Below are 19,190 nucleotides of genomic sequence, written 5' to 3' on the forward strand. Positions count from 1 at the left end.
GTTCCCATGCCGAACACGGAAGTTAAGCGTCTCAGCGCCGAAAGTAGTTGGGGGATCTCCCCCTGTGAGGATAGGACGTTGCCAGGCAAACGGTGGTTCTGGAGCATTCGCTCAAGGGCCGCCGTTTTTTCATATCATCGATTCAGCTTAGTGGAAGAGAGGACGTAAGAAGCAATGGCTAAGAAGATCAAAGTATATGTCGAACCAAATGAAACGGTCAGTGAATGTTTAGATCGAATCAATGAAATGGGTTATCGTCCTATACGCCGTATTGAAAAGCCCGTCTTTGAGCAAACGGGAGCCAAAGATGAACCTGTCCATTCCCATCAATCGATTTTATTTGAATGCGTCTCTAAAGAATCCTAATGCCAAGTCGTCACACTATCTGTGTGACGGCTTTTTTATGTCTTTAACTAAATCAGGCGAGAATTCTCCCTCCTCTAAGCGCCTCGGGCCGTAGCCCGCGTAGGTGGGGGATGAATCGCCCAATCCAATAGTCTTCTCCTCCTGTGACAGATGTGACGAACAAAGGTTCGGGATTCCGTCAGATTCTTCCTCTCCCTCCGCGGGTATCGGATGAGGAAGACACATCACGATCTTCTGAGGGGAGGAGGGACAGACATGCTGAAAGGCTACAAATACCGGCTCCACCCGACGGCGGTACAGGCCGAGTTCCTCATCAAGACGATCGGCTGCGCCCGGTTCATCTACAACAAGCTGCTCGAGGACCGGATCGCCATCCGCGAGGAGGCGAAAACGGGGACCGGGACGAGACGGAAACCGGCGACACCCGCCTCCTACAAGCCCCTGTTCCCGTTCCTCGCCGAGGCGGACAGCCTCGCGCTCGCGAACGCGAAGCTGAACCTCGACACCGCGTTCGCGAAGTTCTTCGCCGGGACGGGCGGCTTCCCGGCCTTCAAATCGAGACGGCGGTCGCGCGCCTCCTACACGACGAACAACCAGCACGGCACGATCCGCATCGAGGACGGCAAGGTGAGACTTCCTAAAATCGGCTTCGTGAAGTTCACACAACATCGTCCGTTCGATGGAATCATTAAGTCGGCGACGGTCTCGATGACGAGGACGGGCAAGTTCTTCATCTCCATCCTCGTCAATCAAGATGAGGAAAAGTGGATCCCAGTCAAGAGCAAGGTCGGGATTGATCTCGGCCTGGAGCACTTCGCCGTCATGACGAACGACGCGATGGTCTCGGAGAAGATCGACAACCCCCGACTCCTCCGGAAATCCGAAGCGAAGGTCAAGAAGGCACAACGCGCGCTGTCACGCAAGATGGCCGGGAGCCGGAACCGAGAGAAGGCCAGGCTGATCCTCGCCAAGAGACATGAGAAGATCGCCAACCAACGCAAGGACTTCCTTCACAAACTGTCGAGACGGATCGTTGACGAGAACCAAGTCATCGTCGTGGAGACATTGAAGTCGAAGGACATGATGCAAAACCATAAGCTCGCCAAGTCCATCGGGGACGTCAGTTGGTACGAGTTCGTCCGTCAACTCGAGTACAAGTCAAACTTCTACGGACGGACGCTCATCAAGGCGGATCAATGGTTCGCATCTACGCAGATCTGTTCTTCTTGTGGCGAGAAAGGTCAGAGGAAGACGATAGATGTCCGTAAATGGACATGTGCCTGTGGCGCGCATCATGACCGTGACATGAACGCGAGCATCAACCTGTTGATGTTGGCAAACTAAAACGAATTCCTTCAGGGTGGGAACCACCCGACGAGCTTGGTAAACAATCGTGGCTAATAAAAGTACGGTCTTCCCAAGAAGCTCCCACTTCAATTTGCGAAGCAAATAAGTGGCGAGTAGTTCACTTCTCTTGCAGCGACTTCTTCCAATGTTTCTCCGAGTTCCATCGATCCTCCTGGTAATCCCCAGTCAAGTGTATCCGATCGGAATTGCATCAGTACCTCTTTCTTTTGATTGATGACCAAAATGGTTGCTCCCACACTGATAATCGGACGATTCCCAATCACTTCCCGTAAACTTGCGATGTAACTCATCTAACTCCCCCTTTTCAATAGCATACATTACCGAAGATGATTATGCTGATAACGTCTAAAAAGCGAACGATAAATATTCAGACAATTAAAATGTTCGCAGTTTATTGACATGTTTTCAAAGAACAAGGTACGATAGGCGTGTGAGATAAGAAAAATAAATAGTGCTCCATATAATCGCAAGGAAATGGCTTGCAAGTTTCTACCTGATCACCGATTCTGATCAGACTATGGGGTGTAGCGGACGTGTATTTGTCATGCCTATACCCTAAACTGATTGTCGGTTTAGGGATTTCTTTTTGTAAGGGGGACATTGGGAATGAACGTAGCAGTTGGAGTAATCATGGGAAGTTCATCTGATTGGGAGACGATGAAACATACATGTGACGTGTTGGATGAATTACAGATTCCATATGAAAAACAAGTCGTATCAGCTCACCGTACACCAGACCTTATGTTCGAATATGCTGAAGAGGCACGAAGCAGAGGCATCCAAGTGATCGTTGCGGGTGCTGGTGGGGCAGCCCACCTTCCTGGAATGGTCGCTGCGAAAACAACACTTCCTGTCATCGGTGTCCCGGTAAAGTCGAAAGCACTCAATGGAATGGATTCGCTCCTCTCCATTGTTCAGATGCCTGCAGGAGTTCCAGTAGCAACTGTTGCCATCGGAAAAGCGGGAGCAACGAATGCAGGGTTATTGGCTGCTCAAATCCTCAGCATCCACTCCACAGACATTACAAATCGACTTGATGCATTTCGTGAGAAGAAACAAGAGATGGCGATTCGAGGAACGGAGGAGTTGGTCTGATGAGAATCGGAATTTTAGGTGGAGGACAACTTGGCCGGATGATGTCTCTTAGTGCGAGTGCAATGGGATACACGACACTTTGTCTCGATCCAAACCCAGATGCACCGACTGCTCAAGTGGCAGATTCAATTGTTGCCTCATTTAATGATGTCGATGCCGCAAAAGAACTCGCTGCTCGTTCAGACGTTGTGACTTATGAATTTGAGAACATCGATACGGAAATGATTGCAGCCATCGAAGAAAAATGTCCACAAGGTATGGACGTATTGAAGGCGACGCAACATCGAATTTTAGAGAAACAGATGATTGAATCAGCAGGACTACGTGTCGCACCGTATGTTTCGGTACGTACGGTTCGAGATGTACGGCAGGCATATGAGAAGCTCGGCTTACCATTTGTCATCAAAACGTGTCGCTTCGGTTATGACGGGAAAGGGCAGACGGTCATTCGGTCGGAACATGACCTTCAGACATTCGTTGAACATTTTGTCGAGCAGGAATATGTCGCCGAAGCTTGGTTGCCATTTGAAAAAGAAATTTCAGTCATTGTGACGAGAGGGTATGACGAAACGTCGACATTCCCAATCAGTGAAAACATTCATCACAACAACATCCTACATTTATCGATTGTACCGGCTCGCGTATCAAATGAGATTCAAGAGGATGCAAGACACCTCGCTCTCCAGCTTGCAGACCATATCGGCTTAATGGGAACGCTCGCTGTCGAGCTGTTCGTCATGGCGGATGGCCGTCTATATGTGAATGAGCTTGCGCCGCGTCCGCACAACTCCGGGCACTACACGATTGACGCTTGTGAAACCTCACAATTTGAACAACACATTCGAGCCGTGACCGGGATGCGCCTTGGACGGACGAGATTGACATCGCCTGTCGTCATGGTCAACCTTCTCGGCGAGCATATGCCACGACTTCATGTCAAAGCATTGCCATCGAATGTTAAACTACATCTGTATGGAAAAGATGAAGCGAAGACAGGTCGCAAAATGGGACATTTGAACGTCCTTGGTGACACGGTCGAAGAAGCGCTTCATACCATCGAACAACTGGCAATTTGGAAGGAGACCGTTTTATGATTTCACGCTACACCCGCCCAGAGATGGCAAACATTTGGACTGATCAAAACAAATTCGAGGCTTGGTTAAAAGTTGAACTTTATGCCTGTGAGGCTTGGAGTGAACTCGGTATCATCCCGAAAGAAGATGTACAAGTTCTTTGGGACAAGGCATCGTTCGATGTTGATCGCATTCTAGAGATTGAACAAGAGACACGTCATGATGTGATTGCGTTCACTCGTGCCGTTTCCGAGACACTCGGAGAAGAGAAAAAGTGGGTACATTACGGATTGACGTCGACGGATGTCGTCGACACGGCACTCTCGTACTTAATCAAACAGGCGAATGATCTTTTAGAAGCCGATTTAGATCGCTTCATCGGTATTCTCGCAGAAAAAGCGAAGGCACATAAGTATGACATCATGATGGGACGTACCCATGGCGTTCACGCGGAACCGACCACGTTCGGTCTGAAGCTCGCCCTCTGGTATGAAGAGATGAAACGAAACAAAAAACGCTTCATGGCAGCTCGCGAAACGATTGAATTCGGGAAGATGAGCGGAGCGGTTGGGACGTTTGCGAATATCGACCCGTTCATCGAGTCATACGTCTGTGACAAGCTCGGTATCCAAGCTGCACCGATTTCGACACAGACACTCCAACGTGACCGTCATGCCGAGTACATGTCAACACTCGCATTGATTGCCACATCGATTGAAAAGATGGCAACCGAGATTCGTGGACTTCAAAAAACAGAGACACGCGAAGTGGAAGAGTTCTTTGCGAAAGGACAAAAAGGGTCTTCTGCGATGCCGCATAAACGTAATCCAATCGGTTCTGAAAATATGACGGGTCTTGCACGCGTCATTCGCGGTCATATGATGACAGCATACGAGAATGTCCCACTCTGGCATGAACGTGACATCTCGCACTCATCAGCAGAACGAATCATCATTCCGGATGCGACGATTCTCCTCAACTACATGTTGAACCGTTTCGGTAACATCGTGAAGAACTTGACGGTCTTCCCGGACAACATGCGCCGCAATATGGACCGTACGTTCGGGATCATCTTCTCGCAACGGATCTTACTCGGTCTCATCGAGAAGGGCTGGTCACGTGAAGCAGCATACGACGCGGTTCAACCGAAAGCGATGCAGGCATGGGAAGAAGAGACGATGTTCCGTACATTGATTGAAGAGGACAAAGAGATGGGCGCACTCTTTACGAGTGAAGAGCTCGATGAGTTGTTCGACCCGCGTTATCACGTACGCCGTGTCGATACGATTTTTGAACGCTGTGGTTTGTAATCGTTGAGGGGCGACAAGCCCCTCTCACTTTTAAGGGGGAACGGTTCAGATGAAAGCAATTTATGAGGGCAAGGCGAAGGCGTTATTTGAGACAGAAGAAGCGGGTGTGCTTCGTGTGTACTATAAAGACGATGCGACAGCATTCAATGGAGAAAAGAAAGAGTCGATTGATGGGAAGGGGATTTTAAACAATGCCATCACGACCCAGTTGTTCGAATTGATGCATGACAACAAGATTCCGACGCACTTTATCAAACAAATCTCAGACCGGGAACAGTTGGTCCGCCGTGTCGACATCATTCCGTTAGAAGTGGTCGTCCGCAACGTCGCGGCCGGTAGTCTGGCGAAACGTCTCGGTTGGGAAGAAGGAACACCGCTCCTCGCACCGATTGTCGAGTTTTATTATAAGGACGATGCGCTTGGGGACCCACTCCTCACGGAGGATCATATCCGATTATTGCAAGTTGCTACACACAAAGAAGTCGAAACATTGCGACAACTCGGGCTTTGGGTAAACGATGTCTTGCTCGATTTCTTTGGTCAACACGGCATCGACGTGATCGATTTCAAACTAGAGTTTGGAAAAGTGGATGGGACGATCATCTTGGCGGATGAAATCTCACCGGATACGTGCCGCCTTTGGGACAAAGAAACGAAACAAAAGCTTGATAAAGATGTATTCCGTCGCGATTTAGGTTCTTTGACTGAGACGTATGGACAATTGTTAACACGCATAGGGGGAAACGGACAATGAAAAAAGTAAACGTGTATGTGACATTACGTGAAAGTGTACTCGACCCACAAGGAGTTGCCGTAAAAGGCGGGCTCGAACATCTCGGATTCGCTGGAGTTGAATCGGTGCGCATCGGGAAAGTGATCGAGCTTCAAGTAGCGGACGACACGACAGAAAACATGGTCAAAGAGATGTGTGAGAAGTTACTCGTCAATACGGTCATTGAGAATTATGAAATCGAGATGGGGGTACTCGCATGAAGTTTGCGGTCATCGTCTTTCCAGGATCAAACTGTGACCTCGACATGTACCACGCGGTAAAAGATGTGCTCGGGGAAGAAGCGGAATACGTGTTCCATACAGAGACTTCACTTGAAGGATTCGATGGGGTCCTCTTACCAGGCGGTTTCTCATACGGAGACTATTTGCGCTGCGGGTCAATCGCCCAGTTTTCACCAATCATGGCTGAAGTGAAGCGTTTCGCGGAAGAAGGACGCCCGGTACTCGGGGTATGTAACGGATTCCAAGTGCTCGTCGAAGCGGGACTCCTTCCAGGCGTATTGATGCGAAACCGCGATTTGAAATTCATGTGTAAGACCGTCGACCTCGTCGTCGAAAACAACGAGACGATGTTCACAAGTGAGTACGCGGCACAGGAAACGATTCGCGTACCTATCGCACACGGTGAGGGCAACTACTACTGTGATGATGCGACACTTGCGGCATTGAAGGCAAATGGCCAGATTGCGTTCACCTATAAAGAGAACCCGAACGGATCGGTCGAAAACATCGCCGGCATCACGAACGAGGCAGGGAACGTACTCGGCATGATGCCACACCCGGAGCGTGCGGTCGAAGCGTTGCTCGGTGGGGAAGACGGTAAACGGTTATTCACGTCAATCGTAAAATGGGGGGCACGACATGTTACTTACAACTGAACCGACAGCTACACAAATCCGTGATGAACGGATCTATGCCACGATGGGATTATCGGACGACGAATACGCGCTCGTCGTCTCACTGCTTGGCCGGGAACCGAATTATACAGAGATCGGTCTCTTCTCGGTCATGTGGTCTGAACACTGTTCGTACAAAAACTCGAAACCGGTGCTCCGGAAGTTTCCGACAACCGGCAAGCACGTCTTACAAGGACCGGGAGAAGGGGCTGGAATCGTCGACATCGGAGACGGCCAAGCCGTCGCCTTTAAAATCGAGAGTCATAACCATCCATCCGCGATCGAGCCTTATCAAGGAGCGGCGACTGGGGTTGGCGGAATCATCCGTGACATCTTCTCGATGGGCGCCCGTCCGATTGCTTTATTGAACTCACTCCGTTTCGGAGATTTGAACGAATCACGTGTGAAACATTTATTCGGTCATGTCGTATCCGGCATCGCTGGATACGGGAACTGTGTCGGCATCCCGACTGTCGGTGGGGAAGTCGCCTTTGACCCGGCTTACTCAGGAAACCCACTCGTCAACGCAATGTGCGTCGGCTTCATCCGTCATGAAGACATTCAAAAAGGAATCGCGGAAGGTGTAGGGAACTCGGTCATGTACGTCGGAGCAACGACAGGACGTGACGGAATCCATGGTGCCACGTTCGCTTCTGAAGAACTCGGGGAAGACGCGGACGAGAAACGTCCAGCCGTCCAAGTCGGAGACCCGTTCATGGAGAAGCTCTTGATCGAAGCGTGTCTCGAAGTCATCAAGCACCCGGCGCTCGTCGGGATTCAAGACATGGGCGCAGCCGGATTGACGTCATCGTCAGCAGAGATGGCATCGAAAGCAGGGATGGGAATCGAGATGAATCTAGACCTCGTCCCACAACGTGAGACAGGCATGACACCTTACGAGATGATGCTATCGGAATCGCAAGAGCGGATGCTTCTCGTCGTCAAAGCTGGACATGAAGACGAAATCGAAGCAATCGTCACGAAGTGGGGACTTCATGCAGTCAAAGTCGGAGAAGTCATTGAAGAAAAAGTACTTCGTCTCGTTCATCAAGGTGAAGTCGCGGCGGAAGTACCGGTCGATGCACTCGCCGAAGACGCTCCTGTCTATCATAAACCGTCTAAAGTCCCGGCATATTACGAAGCATTCCAAGCGATGGAGCCGGTCACACCAGTTGTCGAAGATGTGATGGCGACATGGAAAGACGTCCTTGCGATGCCGAGCATCGCCTCGAAACGTTGGGTGTATGAGCAATATGACCATATGGTACAAACGTCGACAGTCGTCGCACCGGGTAGTGATGCCGCAGTCATTCGCATTCGTGAGACGGAGAAGTCGCTCGCGATGACGACGGACTGCAACGCAAAATATGTCTATCTCGATCCACGTGTCGGTGGAGCCATCGCTGTCGCGGAGGCGGCGCGAAACATCGTCGCAAGTGGTGCAGAACCACTCGCTTTGACGGACTGCCTCAATTTCGGGAGCCCGGATAAACCGGAAGGGTTCTGGCAGCTCGATCAAGCCGTCGAAGGAATGGCAGAAGCGTGTCGTACGCTTGATACGCCGGTCATCGGTGGGAACGTATCGCTGTATAACGAATCGAACGGACAAGCCATCTACCCGACACCGGTCGTTGGAATGGTCGGACTCATCGAAAAACCAGAACATATTACGACATCGTTTGCGAAACAAGCGGGAGACGTCGTCTTCTTACTCGGTGAGATAAAAGCAGAATTTGGCGGAAGTGCCCTTCAAATGTTGCAAGACGGAAAAGTGAGCGGTCATGCACCGACACTCGACCTTGAAGAAGAACGTCAGACACAGAAGGTATTGCTTCACGCGATCCGTGAAGGTCTGGTCACGGCGGCACACGACGTGTCAGAAGGTGGTCTTGCGGCAGCGTTACCGGAACTGGTCTTTGGAACAGGGTTCGGCATGGACGTGACGATCGACACAGACCTTGTGACGGCACTATTTAGTGAATCCCAGTCACGTTTCCTCGTGACAGTAGACAAGGCACATGCCGAGTCATTCGCGCGCATGACGAACGGGACAGCAATCGGGACAGTGACAGAAGCCCCGACCCTTGTCGTTCGCGCAAGCGACCGCTTGATTGAAATGGACGTGAAAGAGTTGGAACGTGTATGGGAAGGAGCTATTCCATGTTATATGACATCCGAGGCATGAACGAGGAGTGCGGCGTCTTCGGTGTGTTCGGTCACATCGAAGCCTCACACCTTGCCTATTACGGACTGCACAGCTTGCAACACCGTGGCCAAGAAGGAACGGGGATCGTCACGGCAGACGGAGAACGTCTCCATGCGAAACGAGGACTCGGTCTCGTTACCGAGGTGTTCGATGAGACGTCACTCGACACACTCACGGGGAATCATGCGATTGGGCATGTCCGCTACTCAACGGCAGGCGGCAATACGTTAGAGAACGTTCAACCGCTCCATTTCAAGTCGTTGACTGGGGATTTGGCGATGGCGCATAACGGAAACCTCGTGAATGCGAACGAATTGAAACATATGCTCGAAGCGGAAGGCGCGATCTTCCAGACGACATCCGACACGGAAGTCGTGGCTCACCTCATCAAGCGAAGTCGCGGCAATTCGTTGAAAGAACGAATCGCCGACAGCTTGGCTCGTCTCGTAGGGGCATTCGCTTTCCTATTCTTGACGGAAGATGCACTGTACGTCGGTGTCGACGTGCATGGGTTACGTCCATTGTCACTTGGGCAAACCGAAGACGGGGCTTACGTGTTCGCTTCGGAAACGTGTGCGTTTGACGTCGTGGGGGCGACGTACGTACGAGATGTTGAACCAGGAGAATTGCTCATGGTCACGAATGAAGGGATCACGTCGGAGCGATTCAGTGAAGCGGCAGTCCGTGCCATGTGCTCAATGGAATACATCTACTTCTCACGACCGGACTCTATCATCGATGGCATCAACGTGCATACGGCACGTAAGGCCATGGGGAAAAAGATGTTTGAAGAAGCACCGGTCGAAGCGGATGTCGTGACAGGTGTGCCGGATTCGAGTATTTCTGCGGCAATCGGCTATGCTGAGGCGAGCGGAATTCCTTACGAAATGGGACTCATTAAAAACCGTTACGTCGGACGGACGTTCATTCAACCGTCCCAGGAATTACGGGAGCGCGGCGTGAAGATGAAGTTGTCAGCGTTACGCGGTGTCGTAAACGGGAAACGCGTCATCATGGTCGATGATTCCATCGTCCGTGGAACGACGAGTCGCCGAATCGTCACGTTACTTCGAGAGGCAGGCGCGACAGAAGTGCATGTGCGCATCACGTCACCACCAATCAAACATCCGTGTTACTACGGAATCGATACATCCACCAAGGAAGAGTTAATTGCGGCAACCAAATCCATTGAAGAAATCAGAGAAGAGATTGGTGCCGATTCACTAGCGTTCCTCACATTGGATGGAACGGTCGAAGCCATCGATCGTCCATTTGAAGGAGCACTACGCGGGCAGTGTGCTGCATGCTTCACGGGACTTTATCCGACTGAACTTGCAGAACTCGTGACAGAGACAAAGGCTTAAGGGGGAAATGCAATGAGCGTTCGTTATGAACAAGCGGGTGTGAATTTAGAAGCAGGGTACGAGGCCGTATCCCGTATGAAACGTCATGTTGCTCGGACAATGCGTCCGGAAGTGATGACAGGACTCGGTAGTTTCGGAGCGATGATTGATCTCGGTTCGATGAACATGAAACACCCGATTCTCGTGAGCGGGACCGACGGGGTCGGGACGAAACTGAAATTGGCGTTCGCGCTCGACCAGCATGACACGATTGGAATCGACTGCGTCGCCATGTGCGTCAACGATTGTCTCGTGCATGGGGCAGAACCGCTCTATTTCCTCGACTATATTGCGACCGGGAAAGCAGAACCGGCTAAACTTGAGCGAATCGTCGCCGGTGTTGCGGAAGGATGTGTCCAAGCCGGCTGCGCCCTCGTCGGTGGCGAAACCGCTGAAATGCCAGGGATGTATCCGGATGGCGAATATGATATTGCTGGATTTGCGGTCGGTGTCGTGGAGAAAGAAAACTTGCTCGACGGTTCGACGATTCAGGATGGAGACGTTGTGCTCGGACTTGCCTCTTCAGGCGTCCACTCGAATGGATTCTCGCTTGTACGTCATATTGTTGAATCACAAGGTCTTCATTATACGGATGAGATTGCGATGCTCGATACGACACTCGGGAACGCCTTGCTGTTGCCGACACGGATTTATGCCGAAGCGGCGAAAGCGGCGATTTCGACAGGGAAGGTTCAAGGGATGGCACACATCACAGGTGGTGGCTTCTATGAGAATGTCCCTCGCATGTTGCCAGAAGGTCTCGGCATCACGTTCGATGCCTCGAGTTGGCCGAGTCTTCCTGTATTCGACTGGCTCGAACAAGTCGGGAACATCTCGAAGCAAGAAATGTTCAACGTCTTCAATATGGGGATCGGTTATATGATCACGGTACGTCCTGAAGACGTGGAACTCGTCGAAGCGGCGCTTGAACGTGTCGGGGAGACCGCGCACCGAATCGGGAAAGTCGAGAGTCGTCCAGGCATCCGGATCTCAGGAGTGGACCAATGAAACGATTTGCTATCTTTGCGTCAGGATCGGGAAGTAACGCCGAAGCGATTTGGCAAGCAATCACCGATGGTCATTTGTCTGCTGAATGTGTGTTGCTCGTGACGGACAAACCAGAAGCTGCTGTTCTCGATCGAGCGGAGCGTCACGGGATTCCGAATTTTTCGTTTACACCGAAGGCGTACGCGTCAAAAGAAGAGTTCGAGGAAGAAATTCTCGTCCTTCTCCGTACGCTTCGTGTAGACTATATCGTGTTGGCGGGGTATATGCGCTTGATCGGAAATGTGTTACTATCCGCATATCCGAACCGTATTCTAAACATTCATCCATCGCTTTTACCCGCTTTTCCAGGTAAAGACGCGATCGGACAGGCGCTTGACGCCAACGTACCGACGAGTGGTGTAACCGTTCATTATGTGGATGCGGGGATGGACACGGGTCCGATCATCGCACAGGCGTCCGTCGAGATTGAAGGGTGTGACCGCACCGAGGCGACACGTCGTATTCAGACGATCGAGCACCAACTGTATCCGCGCGTATTACAACAAGTGTTGAATCAACAGGAGGTTTTCAAGTGAGAGCATTATTAAGTGTTTCTGATAAAACGGGAATTGTCGAACTCGCAACCGTCTTGCATGAGGCGGGCATCGAGCTCATCTCAACAGGTGGGACCGAGGCGGCGCTTGAGCAGGCGGGATTACCAGTCAAAAACATTTCAGAAGTGACATCGTTCCCTGAAATGTTAGACGGCCGTGTCAAAACGTTGCACCCACTCGTTCACGGGGGATTGCTCGGACGTCGCGACCTTGATACGCATGTCGCACAAATGAAAGATCATCACATCGAACCAATCGATTATGTGGTCGTCAATCTGTATCCGTTCAAAGAGACGATTGCAAAAGAAAATACGACATACGAAGAAGCGATTGAAAACATTGATATCGGTGGACCGAGCATGCTGCGTTCAGCTGCGAAAAACCATGCGAGTGTCACCGTCGTCGTGGACCCGAGTGATTACACACTCGTCGCTGATGAAGTACGTGGAGGTGGTACATCGTTTGAAACACGTCAACGTCTCGCGACGAAAGCGTTCCGACATACGGCTGCCTATGACGCATTAATTGCCGACTACTTAGGTCGTCAAATCGGCGAAACGTTCCCAGAGCAGTTGACGGTCACGTATGAAAAGGTTCAAGACCTTCGTTATGGAGAGAACCCACACCAACAAGCGGCGTTTTATAAGACACCGTTATATGACGGGATGACACTTGCGAATGCGACACAGCTTCACGGGAAAGAGCTCTCGTATAACAATATTCAAGATACGAATGCAGCACTTGAAGCACTCAGTGAATTGACTGAGCCGGCGGCAGTCGTCGTCAAGCACATGAACCCATGCGGCGTTGCAGTCGGACGGACGATTTCTCAAGCGTTCGAACGTGCCCATGTTGCCGACCCGGTCTCCATCTTTGGTGGAATCGTCGCCTTAAACCGTGAAGTCGATCTCGAAACGGCGGATGCCCTTCGCAACATCTTTTTAGAGATCATCATTGCTCCATCCTTTAGTGAGGCAGCACTTGACCGATTGAAAGAGAAAAAGAATCTTCGTTTGTTGACGTTAGATATGGGACAGATGACAGGCATGCGCCTCACGGCTGTCGCGGGAGGATTGCTCGTACAAGACGGGGATGACATGACACTCGATGATGCCTCATGCCAAATCGTGACGGATCGTCGTCCGACAGCATCAGAATGGGAAGATTTGAAGCTTGCATGGCGTGTCGTCAAGCATGTCAAATCGAACGCTATCGTCGTCGCAAAAGACGAAACGACGATTGGAATCGGTGCCGGACAGATGAACCGCGTCGGTGCAGCAAAAATCGCTTTCGAACAAGCTGGAGAACGCGCGACAGGCGCGGCTCTCGGAAGTGATGCCTTCTTCCCGATGGCAGATACGGTCGAAGCGGCAGCGGCAGCGGGAATCACGGCCATCATCCAACCGGGTGGGTCGATTCGCGATGCCGAATCGATTGAAGCGGCAAATCGCCATGGTATCACGATGGTATTTACATCAGTCAGACATTTCAAACACTGAGAGGGGTTTGCGTCATGAACGTATTGGTCATCGGTCGAGGAGGACGCGAGCATGCGCTCGCGTGGAAGTTGAAACAAGATGGGCATCACGTCTTCGTTGCACCGGGCAACGACTTCATGGAAGGGATGACGTGTGTGTCGATCCATGAAACAGACGTGGAGGCGCTCGCCCATTTCGCAGAAGAGAACGAGATCGAATGGACGATTGTCGGACCGGAGTCGTCACTCATGGCAGGAGTCGTGGATACGTTCCGTGCCAAAGGACTGAACATCTTTGGACCGACGAAAGCGGCTGCCTTACTCGAAGGAAGCAAGGCGTTCGCAAAGGAAGTCATGATGGAAGCCGGGATTCCGACAGCGGCATACGAGGCGTTCACAGAAGCGGAATCGGCGCTTGCCTATATCGAGAAGTTAGGGGCACCACTCGTCGTCAAGGCGGACGGATTGGCGGCCGGTAAAGGCGTCACGGTTGCATTCACGGTCGAAGAGGCGGAAGCTGCCGTACGTGATATTTTCACGACGGATAAATTTGGGCAACAGTCACAAGTCGTCATCGAAGAGTTCCTCGATGGGGAAGAGTTTTCGCTCATGGCGTTCGTCTCGGGAGAGCGTGTCATTCCGATGATCACCTCGCAAGATCATAAACGTGCCTATGACGGTGACAGGGGACCGAACACGGGTGGTATGGGCGCTTATAGCCCGATGCCACATCTTTCAAAGGACGTGTATGAGGAATCGGTGAAGACCGTATTAGAACCACTCGCGCAGACGATGGTCAAGCGAGGCACTCCATTTGAAGGATTCTTGTACGCCGGTCTCATCTTGACGGCGAATGGACCAAAAGTCATCGAATTCAACGCACGTTTCGGTGACCCGGAAACAGAAGTCATCTTGCCGAACTTGAAATCGCCGCTCCTGGACGTGATTGAAGCGGTCGTTCGACAAGAATCGTATTCGGTTGAATGGATTGACGGATACACGATGGGTGTCGTCATTGCGGCCGAAGGGTATCCGGACCGACCGATCACGGGCCAGGTGTTATCAGGATTTGAGTCGCTTCCGAAAGATGTGCTGGTCTTCCATGCCGGCACGACAAAGAAGGGCGATCAAGTCGTAGGGAGCGGAGGTCGTCTACTTGTTGTGACGGCGACGAAGCCGAGACTGCTTGAGGCGAAAACGGCTGTGTATGCGGCGATTTCACAACTCGATTTACCTGAGACGTTCCACCGAACGGACATCGGGTCACGGGCGTTCACGCAGATTATTTGAAGGATGGGTCAACCCATCCTTTTTTTCATGCGAAAAAAAGGAAATGCCGATATCCTGTTCTACAATAATAAAGTAGCTGGAAGAAGGAGGGTGGTCGGCCTGCGTGTTCAAACAAAATTATTTATTGCGATAGCCGTGAACATCGTACTCTTCATCGGTGTCATTTTATTCGTCATCAAACCGTATTTTGTAGAGAAAAGTATTGAACAGGATAGGGCGATGACCCGCGATCAAATCGAAAGTGTGTCAGAAGTGTTCGCCAATCACCGACTCATGCTCGAACGGATTCTTGTCGATTGGTCAGTCTGGACGAACGCCTATGATTTTGTTCAAAATCAGAATGAAACATTCATTGAAAATAACATGGGGGAAGAGACACTCGAAAACTTGGGGGTCGGCGCAATGATTTTCCTCGACCGTGATCGAGAGGTCGTCTACTCGGAGTTTACTCAATTTTATGAATTAGATCGTGAAGAGGACAAAGAGACATTTACGAACGACTTGATCCGTTACGTCAACTCGTCAGGAATCAAACAAAGTGCGGTGTATGGCACCGATTTCGGTCCAGTCGTCTTCATGAGTCATCCGATTTTGAGAAGTGATGGGACAGGAAAGCCGGGTGGGACGCTCGTACTCATTCAAAAAATCGGTCCAGACTTCATGGCCGCGATGAGTGCCCAAGCAAAAACGAAATTATCGATCAGTCCTCTTTCACACCGGCAGTTGACGGTCGATGAAGACAATCAATTTGCACGTGTCTCGTTACCGCTTCAATCCGTCTATCAAGATGCGAACTGGGAACTCAACTTCTCGGTGAAACGAACGTACTATACCAATACACAGACCATGTTAGAAACGGGGATGCTAGGGCTGCTTGTGCTCGGTCTTGGTCTATTGTTGACACTGTTTTGGTCGGTGAATCAAATTGTCACGAAACGATTGATGGGCATCGTCAACGAACTCAAATGGATCACGAAAGAACGGAATAGTCGGTTACGGATTCAGTTGCATCCAAATCAACAAGACGAGATTGAAGAGATGGCGATCAGCATGAACGAGGTGCTCGATGCACTCGAACAGACACAAAAAGAATCGTTGACGCGTGCCTTCCGAGATTCTTTGACCCGTCTTCCGAACCGCTTGGCAGTCGAAGAGATGTTCGTGAGCTTACCGGACACGACCCGATCGATTGGAGTGATGGGAATCGATCTCGACAACTTCCGCCGGATCAACGATCAATTTGGTCAGCGTACGGGAGATGCGATGCTGACGTTCTTTGCCTCTCGTTTGATGTTTTATAAAGAGGATGGCTTCGTTGCAAGAACCGGAGCGGACGAGTTCATCTTGATTCATTCGGAATGGACGACCAAGGAGCTCATGATTATCGCGAATCAATTAGTGAAAGATTTGCGCGAATGGGGTTTGAAGCAAGGGATGAACCATTTGACCTTAAGTATCGGCATCGACGAATTGACAGGACCCACGCATCATTCCTATGAGGTGATGATGGCGCGACTCGATGTCGTCTTACACGAAGCCAAAGCATCCGGGAAAGATCAGATTCTTTCCTATCATGAGATTGAAGATGGGAGTCACTACTTGCAAGCGCTCGAGATGGAACGTGATTTACGTCATGCGTTGCGTCATGATGAGTTCGAACTCTATTACCAACCAATCGTCTCTCCGCAGCCGTTTCAAGTAAGAGGAGTCGAGGCGTTGATTCGCTGGCACCATCCACAGAAAGGGTTCGTTTCTCCCGGTGTGTTCATTCCGGTTGCGGAGCAACTCGGGCTCATCTCAGATGTGGGACGCTGGGTGCTTGTGCGCGCCATCACTGAGATTCAAGAGTACGCAGAGCGGTTTGATTTGTTTTTATCGATCAACGTATCGAAACGTCAGATTTTAGACGACTCGTTTTTAGAAGCGTTGGAGGAGACGCTCGCTAAGACAGGATTTCCCCCACACCGGTTGCATGTGGAAATCACAGAGAGTGAGGTCGGTGGGAATGTGTATGAACTTCAACAGTTCATTCAAGCGTTAAAGGCCATCGGGGTCAAAATATCACTCGATGACTTCGGTGTCGGGACATCGTCACTTTCATACCTGCAATCCCTGCGTCTCGACATCGTTAAAATCGATCAGAACTTCGTGAAAGGGATTCCGGAGAATAAGTTTGACCGCGCGCTGTTAGAAGGGCTGTATCAAACTTTCCAAACGCTTGGACTCGAGATCGTCACGGAAGGGGTCGAGCGACCGGAACAGCTTGCGTTCGTATTAGAATATAGTGGTTCGCTCATTCAAGGTTATCATTACAGTAAACCGATTCCGGTCGATCAATTGCACCTGTACTTACGAAAAACGGTCATGACTCAAATTTGATGTAGGCGACTCTTCATAGGGAGAGTCGTCTTTTTTTGTGAAAAATATATGTGAAATTTGTTACAATAGGGAACATAACTTGCGAGCCATTCAGAGAAAAGGTAAACTTGAAACAGGGAAAGAAAACGCTTTCAAAACTATTTTTTAATAGCTTTGCAAGGGAAAAGGGAGGATTGGGTTCGATGCCAACAAAAAGAACGGCGCGGGCACCGTGGTCTAAAGTGATGATTCGTTCACAACTTGAAGTCGTAGATCGATTGCGACCACCTTCGCTCGTCTTACAAAACGCAACGTATTTGAACGTTTACGTAAAACAATGGAGAACCGCGAATATTTGGATTGAGGGAGATCGCATCGTGTATGTCGGTCCAGACTTACCAGAATCAGCGGTCGAAACGGTCGATGTGACAGGAAAGTATATTGTACCTGGGTATATCGAGCCTCACGCTCATCCGTTTCAATTATACAATCCGGCGACGTTGTCAAAATATGCAGGAGAGCGTGGAACGACGACGCTAGTCAATGACAACATGCTGCTTTTTTTACAAGAGAAAGAGCAAGCGTTTGCGCAGCTCGATGCGATTCAGCAATTACCGACGAGTACGTATTGGTGGGCACGATTGGATACGCAAACGGAGCTGGACCGAGAGAGCGTGGCTGTCGACTCGGAACGCATTCACGAGTGGTTTAACCATCCGGACGTCGTCATGGCAGGTGAATTGACGGCATGGCCACGCGCCTTGAAGGGCGATGATGAGATGCTTCAGTGGATGCTTGACGCTGAGACGTGCGGTTTACCGGTCGAGGGACATTTTCCGGGGGCGTCGCCGAAGACATTGACTAAAATGGCGTTGATGGGAGTACACAGCGACCATGAGGCGATGACGGCGGAAGAGGCGTTCAATCGATTGGAACTAGGTTATACGACGACGCTTCGACATTCCTCGATTCGTCCGGACCTGCCGGAGATGATTCGTGACCTATTGGCGAATGGATTGACGGCGTTCGACCATCTCATGGTGACGACGGACGGTTCGACACCGGGCTTTTATGAGGACGGCATGCAGGATGCTCTCGTCCGCATTTTGATCGAAGCGGGATTACCGGCCATCGAAGCCTACCGGATTGTCTCTCATAACGTGGCTCGTCATTTTGACCTCGATCATATTTTAGGTGCAATTGCGCCAGGCCGCATCGCGCATTTGAACATTCTAGATGCCATCGAGGAACCGCGTCCGACGGCCGTGATCGCGAAAGGGCAATGGATTTATCGTGATGAAGTATCGCTTTTCCCGAACGAATTAGTGGAAGCAGTCCTCGACATGATGCCGTCGACAGACGTTTCAATCGAGCTTACGCCACAAGACTTGTCCTTCAGCATGCCGGTCGGACTCGACATGATCAACTCGGTCATCATGAAGCTGTTTAAAATTACGCATGACACGGGTCAAGATGAATTACCGCGTGATGGAGACGAATCGTTTCTCATGTTGCTTGATAAAGAAGGGAAATGGCGATTGAACACAGTCCTGAAAGGATTCGCTCGAGATTTTGGTGGACTTGTCAGTTCGTACTCGATTAGTGGGGACTACTTGATTCTAGGAAAATGTAAACAAGATATGTTACAGGCGTTCAAACGAATGAACGAACTTGGAGGCGGGATTGTCCTCGTAGACCAGGGCGAAATTGTTGCGGAGATTCCGTTGCCACTCTGTGGGATGACGTCGACGGAGCCACTTGAAGTGCTCATCGGTCAAGAGAAACAGCTGCGAGACGAGCTCATGGCGAGGGGCTATCAGTTCGAAGACCCGATCTATACATTACTATTTTTAGCGTCTACCCATTTGCCGTATGTTCGGGCGACACCTCTCGGCATTTACGAAGTCATGAAGAAACAAGTACTATTTCCTGCGATTTTGCGATGAATAGTTGAG

16 protein-coding genes, 1 rRNA gene, 1 pseudogene and 1 riboswitch are annotated in these 19,190 nt (G+C 50.6%); of the genes and pseudogenes, 17 read left to right on the top strand and 1 reads right to left on the bottom strand.

The window, feature by feature from the left end; all coding sequences use genetic code 11:
* From rrf to tnpB, 3 genes are all read left to right on the top strand, one after another.
* A 5S ribosomal RNA gene (rrf, locus tag KOG47_RS12185) occupies positions 1-87 on the top strand; the annotation flags it as partial.
* Positions 88-174: 87 nt separating this feature from the next.
* Positions 175-366 (top strand): NETI motif-containing protein, encoded by a 192-nt coding sequence (locus KOG47_RS12190; RefSeq protein WP_015880702.1) that lies wholly within the window; start codon positions 175-177, stop codon positions 364-366.
* Positions 367-621: 255 nt separating this feature from the next.
* Entirely contained in the window at positions 622-1,710 is a 1,089-nt protein-coding gene (tnpB, locus tag KOG47_RS12195; RefSeq protein ID WP_215244312.1) for an IS200/IS605 family element RNA-guided endonuclease TnpB, read from the top strand.
* Positions 1,711-1,832: 122 nt separating this feature from the next.
* Here tnpB and KOG47_RS12200 read toward each other — a convergent pair.
* Positions 1,833-2,024: pseudogene (locus tag KOG47_RS12200) on the bottom strand (NUDIX domain-containing protein); the annotation flags it as partial.
* A gap of 146 nt (positions 2,025-2,170) precedes the next feature.
* A riboswitch (purine riboswitch) is annotated at positions 2,171-2,272 on the top strand.
* 68 nt (positions 2,273-2,340) lie between these two features.
* Between KOG47_RS12200 and purE the strand changes: the two are divergent.
* The 14 genes from purE to KOG47_RS12270 all read left to right on the top strand — a co-directional run bounded on the left by purE (position 2,341) and on the right by KOG47_RS12270 (position 19,181).
* Positions 2,341-2,829, top strand: a complete 489-nt coding sequence (purE, locus tag KOG47_RS12205) for a 5-(carboxyamino)imidazole ribonucleotide mutase (protein ID WP_214691430.1) — start codon at positions 2,341-2,343, stop codon at positions 2,827-2,829.
* Positions 2,829-3,923, top strand: coding sequence for a 5-(carboxyamino)imidazole ribonucleotide synthase (gene purK / locus KOG47_RS12210; protein ID WP_215244313.1), 1,095 nt, complete (start codon positions 2,829-2,831; stop codon positions 3,921-3,923). Before purE ends, purK begins: the two co-directional genes overlap by 1 nt.
* On the top strand, positions 3,920-5,212 hold the full coding sequence (gene purB / locus KOG47_RS12215) for an adenylosuccinate lyase (protein WP_015880706.1): 1,293 nt from the start codon (positions 3,920-3,922) through the stop codon (positions 5,210-5,212). Before purK ends, purB begins: the two co-directional genes overlap by 4 nt.
* 49 nt (positions 5,213-5,261) lie before the next feature.
* Complete coding sequence (gene purC / locus KOG47_RS12220; protein WP_015880707.1) at positions 5,262-5,966, top strand: phosphoribosylaminoimidazolesuccinocarboxamide synthase; 705 nt, start codon at positions 5,262-5,264, stop codon at positions 5,964-5,966.
* A complete protein-coding gene (gene purS, locus KOG47_RS12225; protein ID WP_159563481.1) occupies positions 5,963-6,205 on the top strand; it encodes a phosphoribosylformylglycinamidine synthase subunit PurS in 243 nt (80 codons plus the stop codon). The genes purC and purS overlap by 4 nt, the downstream gene beginning before the upstream one ends.
* Complete coding sequence (gene purQ / locus KOG47_RS12230; RefSeq protein ID WP_015880709.1) at positions 6,202-6,882, top strand: phosphoribosylformylglycinamidine synthase subunit PurQ; 681 nt, start codon at positions 6,202-6,204, stop codon at positions 6,880-6,882. The genes purS and purQ overlap by 4 nt, the downstream gene beginning before the upstream one ends.
* Positions 6,866-9,085, top strand: coding sequence for a phosphoribosylformylglycinamidine synthase subunit PurL (purL, locus tag KOG47_RS12235; RefSeq protein ID WP_215244314.1), 2,220 nt, complete (start codon positions 6,866-6,868; stop codon positions 9,083-9,085). The genes purQ and purL overlap by 17 nt, the downstream gene beginning before the upstream one ends.
* Positions 9,061-10,470, top strand: coding sequence for an amidophosphoribosyltransferase (purF, locus tag KOG47_RS12240; protein ID WP_074037835.1), 1,410 nt, complete (start codon positions 9,061-9,063; stop codon positions 10,468-10,470). The genes purL and purF overlap by 25 nt, the downstream gene beginning before the upstream one ends.
* A 12-nt stretch (positions 10,471-10,482) precedes the next feature.
* A complete protein-coding gene (purM, locus tag KOG47_RS12245) occupies positions 10,483-11,517 on the top strand; it encodes a phosphoribosylformylglycinamidine cyclo-ligase (RefSeq protein WP_074037834.1) in 1,035 nt (344 codons plus the stop codon).
* Positions 11,514-12,092, top strand: a complete 579-nt coding sequence (gene purN / locus KOG47_RS12250) for a phosphoribosylglycinamide formyltransferase (RefSeq protein WP_214691434.1) — start codon at positions 11,514-11,516, stop codon at positions 12,090-12,092. The genes purM and purN overlap by 4 nt, the downstream gene beginning before the upstream one ends.
* The gene (gene purH, locus KOG47_RS12255; protein WP_215244315.1) at positions 12,089-13,609 is read left to right on the top strand and encodes a bifunctional phosphoribosylaminoimidazolecarboxamide formyltransferase/IMP cyclohydrolase; all 1,521 of its coding nucleotides are present in this window, start codon (positions 12,089-12,091) and stop codon (positions 13,607-13,609) included. The genes purN and purH overlap by 4 nt, the downstream gene beginning before the upstream one ends.
* Before the next feature lie 14 nt (positions 13,610-13,623).
* Positions 13,624-14,877, top strand: coding sequence for a phosphoribosylamine--glycine ligase (gene purD / locus KOG47_RS12260; protein ID WP_215244316.1), 1,254 nt, complete (start codon positions 13,624-13,626; stop codon positions 14,875-14,877).
* A 90-nt stretch (positions 14,878-14,967) separates the two neighbouring features.
* Positions 14,968-17,256: a bifunctional diguanylate cyclase/phosphodiesterase gene (locus KOG47_RS12265; protein WP_215244317.1), complete on the top strand. Its 2,289-nt coding sequence runs from the start codon at positions 14,968-14,970 to the stop codon at positions 17,254-17,256.
* A gap of 182 nt (positions 17,257-17,438) precedes the next feature.
* Positions 17,439-19,181, top strand: coding sequence for an adenine deaminase C-terminal domain-containing protein (locus tag KOG47_RS12270; protein ID WP_074037830.1), 1,743 nt, complete (start codon positions 17,439-17,441; stop codon positions 19,179-19,181).
* Positions 19,182-19,190 lie beyond the last annotated feature (9 nt).

Source organism: Exiguobacterium sp. s121 (assembly GCF_018617245.1).
In the GTDB taxonomy this organism is placed as follows: Bacteria; Bacillota; Bacilli; order Exiguobacteriales; family Exiguobacteriaceae; genus Exiguobacterium; species Exiguobacterium profundum.